Origin of the sequence: Halobellus inordinatus, assembly GCF_024464655.1 — an archaeon.
GTDB classification, from domain to species: Archaea; Halobacteriota; Halobacteria; order Halobacteriales; family Haloferacaceae; genus Haloquadratum; species Haloquadratum inordinatus.
This window is the reverse complement of sequence record NZ_JANHAV010000001.1, coordinates 114878-133072: the sequence shown is the minus strand read 5'-3', so window position 1 is coordinate 133072 and position 18195 is coordinate 114878. Positions and strand designations below refer to the sequence as shown.

At 66.3% G+C, this 18195-nt stretch carries 18 protein-coding genes and 1 tRNA gene; 14 read left to right on the top strand and 5 right to left on the bottom strand.

The window, feature by feature from the left end:
- Nucleotides 1–27: 27 nt before the first annotated feature.
- A complete protein-coding gene (locus NO347_RS00620; RefSeq protein ID WP_256287807.1) occupies nt 28–528 on the top strand; it encodes a metallophosphoesterase in 501 nt (166 codons plus the stop codon).
- Between the two features lie 24 nt (nt 529–552).
- On the opposite strand, the gene NO347_RS00615 is transcribed toward NO347_RS00620, so the two are convergent.
- Nucleotides 553–1086, bottom strand: coding sequence for a DUF2391 family protein (locus tag NO347_RS00615; RefSeq protein ID WP_305148735.1), 534 nt, complete (start codon nt 1084–1086; stop codon nt 553–555).
- A gap of 159 nt (nt 1087–1245) precedes the next feature.
- Complete coding sequence (locus tag NO347_RS00610; protein ID WP_121569196.1) at nt 1246–2319, bottom strand: type II glyceraldehyde-3-phosphate dehydrogenase; 1074 nt, start codon at nt 2317–2319, stop codon at nt 1246–1248.
- A 213-nt stretch (nt 2320–2532) separates the two neighbouring features.
- Between NO347_RS00610 and NO347_RS00605 the strand changes: the two genes are divergently transcribed.
- The 4 genes from NO347_RS00605 to NO347_RS00590 all read left to right on the top strand — a co-directional run bounded on the left by NO347_RS00605 (nt 2533) and on the right by NO347_RS00590 (nt 5689).
- Nucleotides 2533–3483, top strand: a complete 951-nt coding sequence (locus NO347_RS00605; RefSeq protein ID WP_256287805.1) for an aminopeptidase — start codon at nt 2533–2535, stop codon at nt 3481–3483.
- 186 nt (nt 3484–3669) lie between these two features.
- Complete coding sequence (locus tag NO347_RS00600) at nt 3670–4329, top strand: HVO_0476 family zinc finger protein (RefSeq protein WP_256287804.1); 660 nt, start codon at nt 3670–3672, stop codon at nt 4327–4329.
- A gap of 122 nt (nt 4330–4451) precedes the next feature.
- A complete protein-coding gene (locus tag NO347_RS00595) occupies nt 4452–4661 on the top strand; it encodes a hypothetical protein (RefSeq protein ID WP_256287803.1) in 210 nt (69 codons plus the stop codon).
- Between the two features lie 221 nt (nt 4662–4882).
- The gene (locus NO347_RS00590) at nt 4883–5689 is read left to right on the top strand and encodes a protein-L-isoaspartate O-methyltransferase family protein (RefSeq protein WP_256287802.1); all 807 of its coding nucleotides are present in this window, start codon (nt 4883–4885) and stop codon (nt 5687–5689) included.
- Between the two features lie 42 nt (nt 5690–5731).
- Here NO347_RS00590 and NO347_RS00585 read toward each other — a convergent pair whose 3' ends face one another.
- Entirely contained in the window at nt 5732–6826 is a 1095-nt protein-coding gene (locus NO347_RS00585) for a pyridoxal-phosphate dependent enzyme (protein ID WP_256287801.1), read from the bottom strand.
- Nucleotides 6827–6830: 4 nt separating this feature from the next.
- Nucleotides 6831–7787, bottom strand: a complete 957-nt coding sequence (locus tag NO347_RS00580; RefSeq protein ID WP_256287800.1) for a succinylglutamate desuccinylase/aspartoacylase family protein — start codon at nt 7785–7787, stop codon at nt 6831–6833.
- A gap of 163 nt (nt 7788–7950) precedes the next feature.
- On the opposite strand from NO347_RS00580, the gene NO347_RS00575 reads away from it, so the two are divergent.
- Complete coding sequence (locus NO347_RS00575; RefSeq protein ID WP_256287799.1) at nt 7951–8241, top strand: DUF7536 family protein; 291 nt, start codon at nt 7951–7953, stop codon at nt 8239–8241.
- Between the two features lie 19 nt (nt 8242–8260).
- On the opposite strand, the gene NO347_RS00570 is transcribed toward NO347_RS00575, so the two are convergent.
- On the bottom strand, nt 8261–9484 hold the full coding sequence (locus NO347_RS00570; protein WP_256287798.1) for a potassium channel family protein: 1224 nt from the start codon (nt 9482–9484) through the stop codon (nt 8261–8263).
- A 118-nt stretch (nt 9485–9602) separates the two neighbouring features.
- On the opposite strand from NO347_RS00570, the gene citZ reads away from it, so the two are divergent.
- The 8 genes from citZ to thsB all read left to right on the top strand — a co-directional run bounded on the left by citZ (nt 9603) and on the right by thsB (nt 17902).
- On the top strand, nt 9603–10742 hold the full coding sequence (citZ, locus tag NO347_RS00565; RefSeq protein ID WP_256287797.1) for a citrate synthase: 1140 nt from the start codon (nt 9603–9605) through the stop codon (nt 10740–10742).
- 451 nt (nt 10743–11193) lie between these two features.
- Entirely contained in the window at nt 11194–12405 is a 1212-nt protein-coding gene (gene ilvA / locus NO347_RS00560) for a threonine ammonia-lyase (RefSeq protein WP_256287796.1), read from the top strand.
- Between the two features lie 241 nt (nt 12406–12646).
- Nucleotides 12647–14089, top strand: a complete 1443-nt coding sequence (locus NO347_RS00555; RefSeq protein ID WP_256287795.1) for a cytochrome ubiquinol oxidase subunit I — start codon at nt 12647–12649, stop codon at nt 14087–14089.
- Nucleotides 14082–15173, top strand: a complete 1092-nt coding sequence (locus NO347_RS00550) for a cytochrome d ubiquinol oxidase subunit II (protein ID WP_256287794.1) — start codon at nt 14082–14084, stop codon at nt 15171–15173. Before NO347_RS00555 ends, NO347_RS00550 begins: the two co-directional genes overlap by 8 nt.
- A gap of 51 nt (nt 15174–15224) precedes the next feature.
- Nucleotides 15225–15428 (top strand): DUF7981 family protein, encoded by a 204-nt coding sequence (locus tag NO347_RS00545; RefSeq protein WP_121568952.1) that lies wholly within the window; start codon nt 15225–15227, stop codon nt 15426–15428.
- 27 nt (nt 15429–15455) lie between these two features.
- Nucleotides 15456–15536 (top strand) — tRNA-Ser (locus NO347_RS00540).
- Nucleotides 15537–15662: 126 nt separating this feature from the next.
- Nucleotides 15663–15836 carry a hypothetical protein gene (locus tag NO347_RS00535; protein ID WP_199723018.1) on the top strand — a complete coding sequence of 58 codons (174 nt, stop codon included), beginning with the start codon at nt 15663–15665 and terminating at the stop codon, nt 15834–15836.
- 419 nt (nt 15837–16255) lie between these two features.
- Entirely contained in the window at nt 16256–17902 is a 1647-nt protein-coding gene (gene thsB / locus NO347_RS00530) for a thermosome subunit beta (protein WP_256288405.1), read from the top strand.
- Nucleotides 17903–18195: the final 293 nt, after the last annotated feature.

The following is an 18195-nucleotide window of genomic DNA, read 5'->3' as shown; positions in this document are numbered from 1 at the left end:
AGCAGGCGTGCGTCGAATCGGATACCGATGCGCGTCGGACTCTGTTCTGACACCCACGACAACCTCGATCTGGCACGCGCCGCCGTCGAAACGTTCGAGAGCGAGGGCGTCGACGCGGTGATCCACTGCGGCGACGTCGTCGCGCCGTTCACCGCCGCCGTCTTCGACGCCGACTTCGCCTTCCACGCCGTCCGCGGCAACAACGACGGCGAGTGGGCGCTCGCGGAGACGATCGAAGCGTTCGGAACGTACCACGGCGAGAGCGCCGCGCTGACGTTCGACGGCGTCGACCTCGCCGTCTATCACGGCACGAGCGAACGGCTCGTGGACGCGCTCCTCGCGTGCGGCGACTACGACTACGTCGTCCGCGGGCACACCCACGAACGGACGCACGAGGAACGCGATGGCACGGTTCACGTCAATCCGGGCGGACTGCCGTTCCCCGGCGCTGACGACGTCTATCACGTCGGTACGCTCGATACCGAGACGCGCGAGGTGACGTTCCACGAGATTCTACCGGAGGAGTAGCGATTTTCGTCGGTCCCGACGCAGTCACGTCGCCGGGAGGATGTCGCCGAGCGCTGCGCCGATGCTCATCGGTACGAACGCGACGGCGACGTCCGCGAGCGCCAAGAGCGGCGTTCCCCACTCGACGCGTCCCCACCCGGTCATCACGACCACCGCGGTGAGAAACGAGACGCCGAGGACGCCCACGAGTCGCCGGGGGAGGACTCCGAAGAACGGTTCCTGCACGCGGACGTCCTGAATGTCGGCGACGTAGAGGATGCCGATGACGAGTCCGACTCCGGCGAGGAGCGTTCCAACGAGCAGGGGCGGATGCGCGGCGAGGAATCGGCCCACTTCGTTCGTGCCACCCTCGACGAACATCGGGATACCGAACAGGACACATCCCAGAAACGCCTCCGCGAGGTCGCCGCGGTCGAACCCGCGGACGACCCGGCCGAAGACGCCAGCGTTCCGTGCGGCCGACACGGCGGCGCGGCGGGCAGTTCGGACGCGTTCTCGCTCCGCCGGAGAGTCGACGGTTGCTTCGAGCGCGTCGAACTCTGCGAGGAGACGGTCCATCTCGTCGTCCGGCGGCGCGTCTGAACCGGCGTCGGCGGCCGCTGAGTCGGTTCTGTGGGCGTCGTCGGTCACGGACGCGACCACTCGGTGAGAACGGATAAACGTGGGCGGCGGAACGGTCGGTGACGTGTCGAACGAGCGGTGTGTCGCCTCGGGGGGTCAGTCGTCGGCGGCCTCGGCTTCGACCTGGCCGGACTCGCTAAAACCCGCGGGATCACCCGAGAGACCGACGCCGAGCGTCCGGTTCGTGCGCTCGATGCTCTCGTCGGCGTCCGCGGACTCGGTCACGGCGCGGATCGCGTCGACGTTCTCGGGGACGACGTCGGACTCCTGGTGGATCGCCTGGAAGAGATAGAGGTCACGACCCTCGGTCGCGATCGACTCACCCCACAGGCAGTTCTCCCAGAGGTCGCCGCGGGGTCGGCCGGCGTCGAGCGCGAAGTCCTTGAGCTTTCCAGCCCCGTCGAGACCGAGGCCCTCCGGAATGACGTAGACGCGGGATTCGCCCTCCAGCAGTTGGCGGACGTGGGCGGCCGTGACGTCGGATTCGAGCGTGACGTTGAGCGCGTGGACGTGCATCAGCGTCGCCGGGACCTTCAGCCCCATCGTGTCGATTTCGAGATCGGGGAAGATCGTCTTGACGTCGGGGCCGTGGTGCGACGGGATGCCGATCGGGTCCGGAAGGATGTCGTTGATCGGACCCCGGGAGTTCTGGCCTGGGTCGCCGCCACGGCGAACGAGCGTCGCGCGAACCTTCTCGACGCCGTAGGCCTCCTCCAGCGGTGCGACGAGCCGCGAGATCCCGGTCGTGTTACAGGAGACGACGCGGACGGAGTCGGCGCCGCGGGCGTCGTCGTAGTTCGACCGGGCGTTGAAGCTCACGTCGGCGACGTCCGCGTCCTCGCCGCCCTGGAAGATCGCCGGCGTGTCGTAGGAAGCGTACAGCGACTTGTTCTCGGCGCCGATGCCCGACGGCGTGGCGTCGACCATCACGTCGGCGTCGGCGACCAACTCGTCGACGATGCCCGCGGTCTCGATGCCGGCGTCCCCGAAGAGCGGGGCGCGCTCGGGGATGGCGGCGTACATCGGGTAGCCGCGCTCGACGGCGGTGTGGGCCTCGAAGTTGGGCTGCGTCTTGGCGACGCCGGCGACTTCCATATCTGGCTGGGCCGCGACGGCGTCGGCGACGCGCTTACCGATCGTTCCGTAACCGTTGACACCCACTCGTATCATCATTCGAGAATCCGGGGAGCACACGCATAGTTATTTCGGAGCATAACGACCAGAAATTAACTCCTCGGCGAGTAACGCGGGCGATTTTCCCGAAGGCGAGTAACGAACGCGCCAGGTCCTGAAACGCGTTCACACGCGTCTTCGTCTGCGGGGCTAGCCCCGGGAACCGGCCCGATGCGAACGCCTAACTCCGCGGGGGTCTCACCGAGTAGTATGTCGAACGACGGACTCGTGACTGCCGCGAGGACGGCAGTCGAGCAGTGTATGGCCCTCGAAGCGTCCGAATCGTGCGTCGTCGTCACCGACGACAAACGCCGGCCGATCGGCGAAGCGCTCTATGAGGCCGCGTGCGCGGTCTCGGAGGATACGACGATCCTCCAGTATCCGCCGGGCGACCAACACGGCGAGGAACCGCCCGCGACGGTGGCCGCCGCGATGGCTGCGGCCGACGTCTTCCTCGCGCCGACGACGAAAAGCATCAGCCACACGCGCGCTCGCGGCGACGCCTGCGAGGCCGGCGCGCGCGGCGCGACCCTCCCCGGAATCACCGAAGACGTGTTCGTCACGGGTCTCGACGCCGACTACGAGACCATCGCCCAGCACTGCCGCGACGTGCTCGCGCAGGTCGCAGACGCAGACGAGATTCGCGTGACCGCGCCGGCGGGCACGGACATCACCTTCGAGACTGGCGACAGGGAGTGGAACACCGACACGGGTATCGTCCACGACGCCGGCGGCTTCTCGAATCTCCCCGCTGGCGAAGTGTTCGTCTCGCCGACGAACGCCGACGGCACCTACGTCGTCGACGGGACGATGCGACCGCACGGCCTCCTCGACGACGGGCAGGAACTCCGGTTCGAGGTCGAAGACGGCTACGTCACCGAGATTTCGGACGACGAGATCCGATCGCAGGTCGAGGAAGCCGCCGAGGAGGTCGGCCGCGACGCGTACAACCTCGCGGAACTCGGCATCGGGACCAACGTCGGGGTGACCGACCTCGTCGGCTCCGTCCTCCTCGACGAGAAGGCGGCCGGGACGATCCACATCGCGATCGGCGACGACGCCGGAATTGGCGGCGACACGGACGCACCGCTGCATCTCGACGGGATCGTGCGAGAGCCGACCGTGCGGGCGGACGGCGAGGAAGTGGAGCTTCCTCGGTGAGCGAGCGGGGACGTCGTCGACCTCTCGAACGTCGAGCAGTAAGCCGCGAGAACGGAGAGCAGGTGGGGCTGCCTCGACAGACGGCGAGGAGGGCACCAGCGCAGCACGAAACCCTCGTGAGCCAGCGACTCGCACGCTGCCCCGCGGAAGGGCGGACTTTTACGGCCAGACGGGTTACGGAGCCGTATGAGCACGCCACAGGACCGCATCGCGGTCGAATGTCCCTCCTGTTCGCCCGCTGAGCCGACGGTCCACGAGGTACTGAAAGAAGGCAGCGGTCACCACACCGTCCGCTGCACGGAGTGCGGTCACGTCCACAAGGTCCGCATCGAGACGGAGACCGAAATCGAGCGCGACGTCGTCGTCTCCCAGGACGGCGAGTCGTTCTCGACGAGCGTCGACGCGCCGCCCGAAGAGACCATCGCCGTCGGCGAGGAGTTCATCGTCGACAGCGAGGAGGCCATTATGCTCGTTCGGATCACCGGCATCGAGGTCGGCCCCGAACAGCGCACCGAGGAGGCGACGATCGAGGACGTCGACACCATCTGGACCCGCGCGGTCGACAACGTCACCGTCAAAGTGACCGTCAACCCCAAAGAGGGGACCGGCGACCGCGAGTCGACCCGAAGTTTCGAGTTACAGCTTCCGGGCGACCACGAGTTCGTCGTCGGCGAGACCGAATCCTTCGGCGACGAGGAGTTCGACGTGAAGGCGATTCAGGTTCGTCAGGACGCCCCCGAGTACCGCCACGGAAAACTCGACCACGAGGGCGATATGGTCTACGCGAAAGACGTCAAGCGGCTCTACGGCACCGACAAGACGACGTCCGCCTGGTCGGCCTGGTAGCGATACAGCGACGTTTTCGGGAACTCAGGGCGGCAGATTGCAGCCCGTATTCCTGTTTTGAACGATGCAGATTTGAGTCACCGATACGCTTACGTTATCATCGGGAAAAACACAATTCCGAAGTGACACGAATTGCCGCCCACGCCCTCCTCGTAGTCGCGGGTACAGCCGCCGTGCCGATCGTCTTCGGGGGAGTGCTCTTCCCGGAGTGGACGTTCGCGACCGTCGGCTTCCTCGGTTACCTGGCCGCTGTCGCGCTCGTGGTCGTCACGGGGATGAGCCTCGCCGTCGTCGACCTCACGAGCGCCGTCGAGCGGCTGCTCGGCCCGTGAGAGGAAACGATTCGGCCCGCTATAGTAGCGTTTGCACGTCTTCACGCACCGAATCGCACGCAGTCGTGCGATTGGCTGTGTAATCAGTTGCAAACGCTACTATAGAAACAGCGGTAGCGTGTATCCGGGGGCGACGGACACACGCGCCATCCCTCGTCGAGCGACTTCGCCGCGGCGGGCGGAGCGTGCAGTTGATTAGTGCGCACCTCCGAGAGCGACGTATGGATCCCGGGGAACTGCGCGGGGATATGGTCGACGGCCTCGAAGAGCGGCTGACGGTCGATGCGGCCGTCTCTCTCGCGATGCGGACGGTGCCCCGTCAGGAGTTTGTCGACGACGCACCGTACGACGATCGAAGCGGCGACGCGGCCGGCACACTCTCACCGGAGATCGTCGCGCGGCTCCTGACGGCGCTCGACGTCGACGCTCCAGAGAGCGCAGCCGCGGCTGAGCCCACAGCGGGGACACGTCGGGAGACCGAGGGCGAACGCGACCGAACTGGCGACGTCCTCGTCGTCGGCGCGGGCGTCGGCTACACCGCGGCCTTGCTCGCGGAGATCCTCGACGAGACGCGCGTCCACGCCGTCGACATCGACCGACGGCTCGTCTACGCCGCGCGCTCGAACCTCGATTCGGCGGGCTACGGCGGCGTCCTCGTCGACGCCCGCGACGGAGCCAACGGCCTCCCTGAGTACGCTCCCTTCGACCGGATTCTGGTCGAGGCGGCCGCGATCGACCCGCCGAAGCGACTCGTCGACCAGCTCGCTCCCGACGGACGGCTCGTCCTCCCGCTCGGCGGTCCCGAGCAGACGCTCGCCGCCGTGGACGCCTCGGGCGACGTGATCGAGCGCCACGGGCCGGTAGCGTTCAAGCCGCTGCTCGTCGACGGGGAACAGGGCAGCGCCCCGGCACGGAATCGGACGATGAGAGAGGACGCCGAACGGGCGAGCGCGGACGGCTACTTCGCGAAGACCGGCTGGGAACAGGACTGGATCGACTGGGACGAACAGTTGCGTCGTCGTCGATAGCGTCGGCGTCGGTCGAGCCGGGCCGGGTCGCTTTTTCGAACGCTACTGCGTTTTCAGCCCGCTGCCGGTGAGCGGGACGACCACGTCGTCGTCGGGAGCGACGACGCCGCGCTCGCGGTAGGCGGCGAGTGCGGCGGGCGCGACCGCGCAGGTGGGCTCGACGTAGAAGCCGTGTCGGTGTAAGGCGTCGCGCTCGCGTTCGACCGCCGCCGCCGGGACCGCGATGGCGTCGCCGTCGGTGGCGTCGATGCAATCGAGAATCTGCGTCTTTCTGACAGGGTCGCAGATCTGAATCCCGTCCGCGACGTCGTTGGAGCCGGCGGCAGCGTCCTCGCCGTGGAGTTCGGCGGCGATGGGCGCATAGCCCGCCGCCTGTGCGCCGAGGAGCCGCGGCAGCTCGTCGATCCAGCCGGCCTCGCGGAGGGCACGAAAGCCGCGGTACGCGCCCAAAAAGAGCGTGCCGTGGCCGAGCGGCGTCACGACGGCGTCCGGCGCGGTCCACTCGCGCTGGGCGCACACCTCGTAGGCGAACGTGGCCGTCCCCGCGAAGAACGCCGGGTTCCACGCGTGTGAGGCGTACCACGCGTCGCCGGACTCGACGGCGTCGACGCAGGCGGCGGTCACGTCCTCGCGACTCCCGTCGATCGGGACGGGCGTCGCGCCAGCGCGTTCGATCGCGCGGCGCTTGGCGGGCTTCACCGACGACGGGACGTAGATGTCGGCGTCGATGCCCGCGCGGGCGGCGTACGTCGCGATCGCCGCACCGGCGTTCCCCGAGGAGTCCTCGACGACGCGCTCGACACCGAGTTCCGCGGCGACCGACAGCGTCACCGTGGCGCCGCGATCCTTGAACGAGCCGGTCGGAAAGACGTATTCGAGTTTGAACTGGGCGTCCCAGTCGGGGGCGCCGACGAGCGGCGTCAGGCCTTCGCCGAGCGAGACGTGCGGGTCGACCGGGAGGAAGTCGTCGAACGACCACAGTCCGGCGCAAGTGTCCGCCCACGAGGTCGGTGGCTCGCGATCCGCGGGCGTCGGAGTCGACGCGAACTCCAGTGGCGCGCCGCAGTCACACCGCCAGGTCCACGCGTCGTAGGTCCGGTCGCACCCGGAGCAGTGGAGCGTGAGCGGGGAAGACATACGTTCAGTACGCGTCGACGTTGGTGCCGACAGAGCAGACGTACTCGCCGGTCGCGACCTGCGGGAGCCGACGGGTGCGCCAGAAGACCCCGTCGTTGTTCGCGGTCACGCGAGCCTTCAGTTCGCCGAAGACGTCCGTCACCTCGAAGAGGAGGTCGCCCGCGGAGACGCGCTCGCCGAGGTCGACCTGGAAGCGCACGAGGCCGCCGGTCGGCGAGCCGAACTGGTCGAACCCCTTCGCACGCGTCTGTGGCTCGGGAGTCACCGATCCATCGAGGAAGCCGTAGTCGTGGAGGACGTTGAAGACGCCCTCGACGCCCGCCTCGATGCTGGTCTCGTCCCAGCCGACGCAGCCGCCGAGTTCGGGGTCGATCGTCGGGATCCCCTGGTCGGGGCCGGCGCGGGCGAGTTGCCCCTCCGGACCTTTCTGATCGAGGACGTACCCGCAGCCGAAGGTCTTCGCGAGTTGGAGACACTCGTCGTGAAGACGGTGCCGGCGGCCACAGCGGACGCGAACCTCGTCGATCATCCGCGAGGTCGAGCCCTGATGCAGGTCGAGAATCAGGTCCGCGCGGGTGGCGGCGTCGAACGTCGCGGCTGCGATCCGCTCGGAGGACGTGCCGTTCTCGTCGCCGGGGTACGCCCGGTTCATCTTCGTGTCGTCGATCGGGTTCCGGTGCTCTGCGACCTGGAACGCGTGGTAGTTGACGATGCCGACGACGAGGATCGTCCCGGACAGTTCCGCGGGGTCGAGTTGGGGGACGACCCGGTTGATCACGCCGACGCCGTTCAGTTCGTCGCCGTCCGAGGCCGCCTGCATATAGAGAGTCTTGCCGTCGGACGCGCCGTTGATGACCGCACAGGGGAGTCCGACGGAGGAGCCGTCGCGGGCTTCGCCGACTTCGAGACGGCCCGTGTCCATCTCGCCGGGACCCGCACTCGCCGTTCCGAGTGTCGTCATTATCTGACACTCGGAGGCACCCGCCTTTAGGGGTTCGGTCTCCGCCGCTCGTCGCCGTCTACTGGCCGTTCTCGCTGTTCCGGTACCGAAAGGGAGTGGCAGTATTCGCCGGAGATGCCACGGGACCGACGACGCTTTGTCGACGCCACCGAAAGGACAGGACGTGAGCGATGAGGTTCCAGACCGGCCGCCGCAATCGAGGCTGGTCCGAGCGTTGCACGTCCCACGGAACGCCGCGGTCGGCGCCGGCGTCGGCGTCGCGCTCGCGGTCGTCGCGTACCTCGCCCGCGTACTCGAACTGTTCGGGCCGTTCGCAGGCACGCGCGAGTATCCCGTCTTGGGTCCCGAGGGCTGGTTTCTAGTGCTCGCGTTCGTCCTCGCGACGTCGACCGCGCTGCTCGTCGCGTCGGCGCTGACCGTCGTCGAGGCCGTGCGGCTGACGCGGCGGCTGTAGACTGCGGCCGAAAAGAGAGCTAGATCTCGAACTCCTGTTCGTCGCCGACGAGTTCGCCGAGCCGTTCGGCCCCCGCCCGCGTCCCCTTCGCGATGATGACGTCGCCGCCGCGGAGTTCGGTCGTCGGGCCGGGCTGGACGACCCACTCGCCGCCGCTCGCGCGGCGGACGGCGATGACGCGCATCCCGGTCTGCGTCTTGACCATCTCCTCGCCGAGAGTGGTGCCCGCGAGCGGCGCGTCGGTGGCGACCGTGAGGCGAACGATCACCTCGTCGGACTCCTCGACGGCGGCAGCGACGACCGGATGAGCGTCGATACCGCGGAGGACTCCCTCGCTGATCTCTAAGGCCGCATCGGAGATGACCTCCGTCGCCGACGCCAGGTGGACGAGCCCGCGGAGTCGGACGGGATCTTCGACGCGACTCGCCGCGCGGAGCGTCCAGGCCTCGAAGCGCGACTTCAGCGCGTCGACTTCGGCCTCCAGTTCGTGGACTTCCTCGGCGACGCCCTCGCTGTCGAACAGCACCGCGCCGTAAGCCAGATCGACTGCGAGTTCGCTCATATCCTTCATCAGGATGATCGAGTCGACCGCGCGTTCGAGGTCCTCGATCGGCGGTTCGACTGCCTCCGGGGGTTCGTAGGCATCGCCGGTCACGTCCTCGAACACCCCCGAGATGCCGTCGAGCGGGCCGCGAAGCAGGAGCGAGTCGTCGGCCTGGAGTTCGCTGTCGGGGCCGGGGTTCATCAGCCAGCGGCGCTTGCCCGTCACCGACTCCCGACGGATCGCGATGACGCGGACGCCCATCTCGGTCTCCATATTGATGTCGCGGAGCGTCCGCCCGACGTAGGACGAATCGGGCGCGACAGTCGCACGGACCAGCACCTCGACGGCCTCTGGGAGGGCCGTGCGGATTGCGTCCGGCATCCCGATGTCTTCGATGACGATTTTCGCGATGTCGCCGGCAGCGTTCGAGATCTTCTCTGCGGCCCCCATCACTCCGAGTACCGGCGCGAGCTGTTCGGCGTCCTCGGGGCTGCGGGCGGACATCAGGAGGCTCATCCGACCCTGAAGCTGGAGGATGTCCATCCGGCCTTCGAGTTCGAGGACCTCACGGGCGATCTCGTCGCTCCCGTTGAGGACGGCAGAGTACGAGAGATCGATGAGGAGCTCTGCGGTGTCTTTCATCTCCGCGAGCACCTCCTTGACGCTGACCGGCTCGTACTCGACGTCCTGTGGATCCATACCCCGCCGTTCGCCGCGGGTCGCAAAAACACTTGGTGGTCGACCCAGGGCTGGGATGAATGTCACTGACACCCGGAAACGATAACGCTTTTTTCACGTGGAAGGGAACCGCATAGGTATGTCAGACGACCTGAAGCGCGGGCTGGAAGGCGTCCTCGTCGCCGAATCAGAGCTTAGTTACATCGACGGTGACGCCGGAAAACTGGTCTACCGCGGGTACCCGATCGAGTCCCTGGCCCGTGAAGCGTCCTACGAAGAAGTCGTCTATCTGTTGTGGCACGGCGAACTTCCGACCGCCGAGGAACTCGCCGATTTCGAGTCGTGGATGGCCGGGACAAGATCGCTGAACGACGAGGTGCTCTCGGAGATCCGGAAACTGGCGGAGGCCGACGAGGTGCCGATGGCGGCGCTCCGTACCATCGTCTCGTCGCTGTCGGCGTACGACGAGGACGCCGACCACGAGGACGTGACGGATCTCGAAGCGAACCTCCGGATGGCGTGTCGCATCACGGCCAAGATTCCGACCGCACTCGCCGCCTTCGAGCGGTTCCGGAACGGCGACGACGCGCTCGAGCCGCGCGAAGACCTCAGCCACGCCGCGAACTTCCTCTATATGCTCAACGGCGAAGAGCCCGACGAGGTGCTCGCAGAGACGTTCGATATGGCGCTCGTCCTCCACGCCGACCACGGCCTGAACGCCTCGACGTTCTCGGCGCTCGTGACCGCCTCGACGCTGTCTGATCTCCACAGCGCCGTCACCTCGGCCATCGGGACCCTCGCCGGATCGCTTCACGGCGGTGCGAACGCCAACGTGATGCGGATGCTCAAAGAGGTCGACGAGAGCGACGTCGACCCGACGACGTGGGTCGAAAACGCCCTCGACGAGGGACGGCGGATCCCCGGGTTCGGCCACCGCGTCTACGACGTCAAGGATCCGCGCGCGAAGATCCTCGGCGAGAAGTCGAAGGCGCTCGCGGAAGCCGCGGGCGACACGAAGTGGTACGACTGCTCTGTCGCCATCGAGGACTACATCACCGAGGAGAAGGGCCTCGCGCCCAACGTCGACTTCTACTCGGCGTCGACGTACTACCAGATGGGCATCCCGATCGACATCTACACGCCCATCTTCGCGATGTCCCGCGTCGCCGGCTGGATCGCCCACGTCCTCGAACAGTACGAAAACAACCGCTTGATCCGTCCGCGAGCGCGCTACGTCGGGCCGAAAGACCTCGACTTCCCGGCTATCGACGAGCGGTAACGTAGCACACACAGCCGTTACGCTTCTTCGACGACGCTCTCACGACCCACCAGAGCCACGCGACCGTCCCGGCACAGGAAGGCTCTGCAGGTCCGCTCTGGGGACAACGAGACCGGGACGAATCGGCCGACTGCGGGCAACTCCCGGCAGACGTGTGACAGACAACCGTCAGACAGCGGCCGGGAGGGCTCCGCTGTCGGCCGATTTCACTTTCACCGTGCGTGGGGGATATTTATGTACCTCGCGGGTGCATAGACAATTGCACGTCACACGCGTGCATTCCCCCTTTCCCCTTCAACGCCCCTGAGCGACAGCGCCGTCCGTCGGTGGCAGTTTCACCCGTGAGGCGGGCCCCTCTCGATCGTAGAGGCCCGGCCAGGACGCGTGCGGGCGACAGAGACAGCCGTACAGTCGACAGTATTAGGCCCGCCGCCGGGGAACGGTCGTCCATATGCTCTCTCTCGCTGACGTCGAGGCCGCGCGCGACCGGATCGAAGACATCGCCCGGTGGACGCCGCTGGAGTACTCGCACACGTTCTCGGATATGACCGGTGCGGACGTACACCTGAAGCTCGAAACGTTCCAGCGAACCGGCGCGTTCAAGATCCGTGGGGCGACGAACCGGATCGCGACGCTCTCGGCGGCCGAGCGCGAGGCGGGCGTCGTCACGGCGAGCGCGGGGAACCACGCCCAGGGGGTCGCGCTCGCCGCCAGTCGCTCGGGCGTCGACTCGAAGATCGTGATGCCGGAGCACGCGCCGATCTCGAAGGTCGAAGCGACCGAGCGCTACGGCGGGCAGACGGTGCTCTACGGGGCGGACTACGACGAAGCGCAGGCGAAAGCCCACGAGATCGAACGCGAGGAGGGCCGAACGTACGTCCACGCGTTCAACGACGAGGTGGTGATGGCGGGACAGGGGACGATCGGGCTGGAGATCGTCGACGACTGCCCCGAGGTCGACACTGTCGTCGTCCCCATCGGCGGCGGCGGGCTCATCTCCGGCATCGCGACCGCGGTGAAGGGCCGGAATCCGGATGCGCGAGTGATCGGTGTCCAGGCCGAGGGCGCGGCGTCGCTCCCGCAATCACTCCAGGCCGGCGAGATCCGCGAACTCGACGCGGTGAACACGATTGCCGACGGGATCGCCACCCGGAAGGTCGGCGAGCGCCCCTTCGAGGTCATCCAAGAGCGCGTCGACGAGGTCGTCACCGTCTCCGACGAGGAGATCGCCGTCGCTCTGACGTATCTGCTTGAGCGCGAGAAGACGCTCGTCGAGGGGGCGGGGGCCGTCCCGCTCGCGGCACTGCTGTTCGAGGCGTTCGACTACGAGGACGGCGAGACGATCGTCCCGGCGCTCTGCGGGGGCAACATCGACACGAATCAGTTGACGACCGTTCTCGTGCGCGGGCTCGTCGAGACGGGGCGCTACCTGAAGATCCGGACCGTGCTGCGCGACCGTCCCGGCGCGCTGCAGGACCTCGTCGAGATCATCGCCGATCAGCGGGCGAACATCTACGCGATCCAGCACGACCGGACGTCCCGGGACGTCGCGATGAACGAGGCCGACGTCGAGATCGACATCGAAACGCGCGGGCACGATCACATCGAGGAACTGCTCGTAGCACTCCGTGCGGCAGGCTACGACGTCGACGTGCTGGCCTAGCGGCCCCGTGTAAATATAAGCGAGGCAAACCTTTTCATTCGGTGAGAACCAACGGCCGACACAATCCCGCGTAGCGAGTGGACACCAGTACCCAAGAGTCGTCGGCGGTCCGTGGCCTCTCGTCCGTCAGTACGTCGGCGGTGGGTCGGACGGTCCACCGGTAGTCGGTCCGAAATACGAACGAAATCCGAACGCCACCCGGTGCACGCGCGTATGCCGCGTGCGTGCGACATCACCATCAATGATCGAACCCGCCCTCGCGAGTAGACTTCAGTTCGCGCTCACGACGATCGTCCACATCATCTTTCCCGTGATGAGTATGGGGCTCGCCCCATTTCTCGTCTACTTCACGTGGAAAGACATCCGGACCGGAGAACCGATCTACGAGCAACTGCGGCGTTTCTGGACGAAGATCTTTGCGATCAGTTTCGTCGTCGGGACAGTGACGGGCATCGTCTTGGAGTTCGAGTTCGGGACGAACTTCGCCGCGTTCTCGACGGCCGCCGGCGAGTTGTTCGGCGGGCCGCTCGCCGTCGAAGGGATGATGGCGTTTATGCTCGAGGCGACGTTCCTCGGCATCTTCGTCTTCGGTCGCGAGCGCGTCGGCAACGTCCTGTATATGATCTCCGCCGTCGCGGTCGCGCTCGGCACGTGGCTATCAGCGGTCTGGATCCTGATCGCCAACTCCTGGATGCAGACGCCCCGGGGCTACGAGTTGGTGACCGAGAACGGCCAGATGATCGTCTCGCTCGTCGATCCGATCGCGGCGTACGCCAACCCACGGTTCCCGTGGATGTACGTCCACATGCAGAACGCGGCCGTCCTCTCGGTCGCGCTGTTTATGGCCGGCGTCGCCGCCTACCACCTGTTCCGGCACTACCACTGGGAGTACCCCGTCGATCACCCGCAGTTCTGGGAGAAGACGCTGAAGATCGCGCTGGTCGTCTTGATCATCACCGCGCCGTTTCAGGTGCTCCACGGCGACGCCTACGGACGACACGTCGCCGAAACCCAACCGCAGAAGTTCGCTGCGATGGAAGCGGTCTGGGAGACCGAGAGCTACGTCCCCGAGTACATCATCGCGGTGCCGACGAACCTCGAAGACCTGACGAACCCACGCGCAAAGGAGATATTCGGGATCGGGATCCCTGGCGGCGCGTCCTGGCTCGCAAGCGGGGGTGATCCGAGCGCCGAAATTATAGGCCTAAACGAGTTCGAGACGGAAGCACCCCCGGTCGCGATCGTCTTCTGGTCGTTCCGCATAATGGTCGGACTCGGCTTCTGGTTCGTCCTCTTGGCCTTCTGGGCGGGCTACCGCTGGTGGCGCGGCCAGTTGCTCGAAGACGACCTGTTGCACAAGTCGCTGATGGCGTCGTCACTGCTGGGTATCCTCGCCGTCGAAGTCGGCTGGATCGTGACCGAGGTCGGCAGACAGCCGTGGGTGATCCAAGGCGTGATGAAGACCGCCGACGGCGTCTCCCCCGGACTGACCGGCTTCGAGGCGACGCTGACGCTCGTCAGTTTCGCGGCCGTCTACCTCGGACTGCTGGCGCTGTACAGCTACGTCGTCTTCCGGATCGTGCGGGCCGGGCCGCCAAGCATTACGCCAGAGGCACCCGAGACCGACGTGGTCCGCGAGGAGACGGGGGCAGGGCCGACGCCCGCGGGAGGCGACGATGACTGAGCCGGGGGGGACAGTCGGGTTCGCCGCGGGTGCAACAGGACGAGAAGCAGCCGCGACGCTCGAGGCCGGATTCGCGCTCCAGACAGGGGGACTCGCCGACGGGCCGCTGCTCGGGCTCCCGCTGACGGAACTGTGGTACGGGCTGGTCTTCTTCATCCTCGGGACGTTTCTGTTCCTCGATGGCTTCGATTTCGGCGTCGGCGCGATCTTCGTCACCCGAAGTGAGGGGTCCGCTCGCGAGCAGTTGTTGGCGGCGATCGGCCCCTTTTGGGACGGCAACGAGGTGTGGCTCGTCGTCTTCGGCGGGGCGCTTTTCGCCGCCTTTCCGGCCGTGTACGCCAACCTGTTCAGTCGCCACTACCTCCTGATGTTCGCCATCCTGGGCGCGCTCATCGTTCGCGGACTCGCGCCGGAGATGTACGAACAGCGGCACGACGAGACCTGGCAGCGCTGGTGGGGCCGGGCGTTCGTCGTCGGTAGCGTGGCGGCACCCCTCTTTTTGGGGATCTTCGCTGGCAACTGGTTGCTGGGATCGACGGCGCTCGTTTCGCTCCCCTCGCTGGTCGTCGGCGTCGCGCTGGTCGCGCTCTCGACTGCCGGCGGGGCCGCATTTCTCGGATTGAAGACGCGCGGACGGCTCCAGCAGGAGACGGCGGCGTACGGCCCGAAAGCGCTCGTGGCGTATCTCGCGCTCGTCGTCGTCGCCGTCGGCTACCTGTTCGCGACGCGGCCGGATCTCCGGGGCGATCTGCTCTCACCGGTCGCGCTCGGTCTCGTCGGGGCGAGCGTCGTCCTCGGTGCGGGTTACGTCGTCGCGATGCGCCGCGAGTCCTACGTCGGTGCGCTGGCAGCGACGGCCGGGCTCACCTACGGACTGGTGGCGCTGGTCGCGGCACTCCTGTATCCCGTGATCGACCCGGTCGCGGGGCTGACCGTCGCCGACGCGATCGTCTCGACGCTCCCGCTGAATCTGATGAGCATCGGGGCGGCGCTGTTGCTCCCACTGATCTTCGCGTACTTCGTCGTCCTCTACGCGGCGTTCTGGGGACCGGTGGAGGAAGGCGAAGGATACGCCGGCGAGTAGTCGCCGCCGCGCAGCGAGAGATTTTAGACGGCGCGACGGAGATGTCCCGTCGTGAACCGAACTGCGTCGGCACTACTGTGGGGGCTCGTCGGGACGCTCGCGTTTCTCGTTCTCGTCCAGGGCTACCGGCTGCTCGTCGGAGCGCTGGGATTGGACTTCCTCACGGCGTCCGGGGTCGCCCTCCTCGTCGGCGGCGTCGTGACTGCCGCGTCCTACGTCGCCGAACCCCGGTTGGCGGCGAAGGGAAGGACTTAAACGACTCAGTAGGCTACCTCAGACCGAGCCGGGATGGCCGAGTGGTAAGGCGCACGCCTGGAAAGCGTGTTCCCTCTGGGATCCAGGGTTCAAATCCCTGTCCCGGCGTTTTTCCTGCGATCCAACGTCCGGGAGTGATCTCTCCGGCGTTCACCGCCGCGTCCGGAAGTTGTGTGGTACTACTTGTCACAGACACAAAGTTAATCACTGTGGGATACATCAACACGGTTGACAATGCCTGACACGAAATCTGGACGGGAGCGAAAGGGGCGGAACAAGCGCAACCAGCTCCAAGAAGAACTCTACGATGAGGAGATCGAAGCGCTCGAAACCGACGAGGATCTCCCCCCGTTCGAGCCGTCGAGCGATCGGCCGTTTGTCGCCGACGAACTGCCAGACAGGGAGTGAGCAACGAGGACTTCTTTTCAGGTACGGAAGTATCGCTGTCACGGCGGAGGCGACCCACTACGAACGCGCGGCAAGTGATGCCCACGTGGATTCGCACTCGCGTCGCGCGCGAGACGCCTAAGCCCGCGAGAAGTATGACGACGGGAGACATCGTCGGGAGCCAAAGCCGTGCGAAAATAGCCCGCTCAGCGGGGGCGTGAAGTAGTATATAAATAACCGTCGGACACCTGGATTCGAACAGTATTATGTGACACTTTCCCACACACAAACATCGGCTGATAGTAGCCATCTGGCCTCGATGCGACGGTTCTCGGGAGATGCGTTCGCCGGACAGTGAGAACCCGATAGCGAAGTTTTTATATAGAATCACAAACAATCGAACGATGTCTATGAGTCAGCGAATGCAGCAGGGTCAGCCGATGATCATTATGGGCGAGGACGCCCAGCGCGTCAAGGACCGCGACGCGCAGGAGTACAACATTCAGGCCGCTCGTGCCGTCGCTGAAGCCGTACGATCGACACTCGGCCCGAAAGGGATGGACAAGATGCTCGTCGATTCGATGGGAGACGTCACCATCACGAACGACGGCGTCACCATCCTCCAGGAGATGGACATCGACAACCCGACGGCCGAGATGATCGTCGAAGTCGCCGAGACCCAGGAAGACGAGGCCGGCGACGGCACGACGACCGCCGTCGCGATCGCGGGTGAACTCCTGAAGAACGCCGAGGACCTCCTCGATCAGGACATCCACCCGACGGCGATCATCAAGGGCTTCCACCTCGCGAGCCAGGAAGCGCGCTCTGCGGTCGACGACATCGCCGAGTCGGTCGAGCCCGACGACACCGAGCTCCTGCAGAAGGTCGCCGAGACCTCGATGACCGGCAAGAGCTCCGAGCTCAGCAAGGACCTCCTCGCACAGCTCATCGTCGAGACCGTCGAGGCCGTGACGGTCGAAGCCGACGACGGCTCCTACATCGTCGACCTGGCGAACGCGAACATCGAGACGCAGACCGGTCGCTCGACCGGTGACTCCGAACTTCTCAACGGCGCAGTAATCGACAAGGACCCCGTCCACGACGATATGCCCTCGTCGTTCGACGAGGCGAGCGTCCTGCTCCTCAACGAGCCGATCGAGGTCGAAGAGACCGACGTCGACACGCAGGTCAACATCGAATCGCCCGACCAGCTCCAGAAGTTCCTCGATCAGGAGGAAAAAGAGCTCAAACAGAAGGTCCAGCAGATCGTCGACTCCGGTGCCGACGTCGTCTTCTGTCAGAAGGGTATCGACGACCTCGCACAGCACTACCTCGCGAAGGAGGGCATCCTCGCGGTCCGCCGGACGAAGAAGTCCGACATCGCGTTCCTCCGCGACGTCGTCGGCGGCAACGTCGTCTCCGACCTCGACAGCCTCACCGAAGACGATCTCGGCTACGGCTCGGTCAGCCGTGACGGCGAGGACGAACTGTTCTACGTCGAGGGACTCGGCGACGAGGCCCACGGCGTCACGCTGCTGCTGCGCGGCTCCACCGATCACGTCGTCGACGAGATCGAACGCGGCGTCACGGACGCTCTCGACGTCGTCTCGACGACGGTCTCCGACGGCCGCGTCGTCGCGGGCGGCGGTGCCATCGAGGTCGAAGTCGCTCGTCGGCTCCGCAGCTACGCCGGCTCCGTCGGCGGCCGCGAACAGCTCGCCGTCGAAGCCTTCGCCGACGCGCTCGAACTCGTCCCGCGCGTCCTCGCGGAGAACGCCGGACTCGACTCCATCGACACGCTCGTCAAGCTCCGTGAGGCCCACGAGGACGGCGACGTCCGCGCCGGCCTGAACGTCTTCAGCGGCGACGTCGAGGACACCTTCGAGGCCGGCGTCGTCGAGCCCGCACACGCCAAAGAGCAGGCGCTCTCGTCTGCCACCGAGGCCGCGAACCTCGTCCTCAAGATCGACGACATCATCGCCGCCGACGAACTGAGCACCAGCGGCGACGGCGACGAGGAAGGCGGCGCCCCCGGTGGCGGAATGGGCGGTATGGGCGGAATGGGTGGAATGGGCGGCGCGATGTGACGTCCGTCTGAGGACACCCACCACACCCCGACACACCGAGCATCGCTGTCTCACCGTCGGCTGACGCGGTCCGCAGCCGATCTCTCGATCGTCGAACTTCTGCTTATTCTTGTGTCGATCGTCGAGCATCTGCTTACTCGTGCGTCGCTCGCTCGACGCCGTCGCGCTCGGCCCCTATTCCCGAATCAGTCCATTGTGGCGGATCCACTTGTGGCGGCCCGATCGAAGCACATTCAGGACCGCCGCAACGCGGCCCACGACTCAGGGCGTGTGACTCCGGACCCACGTTCCGT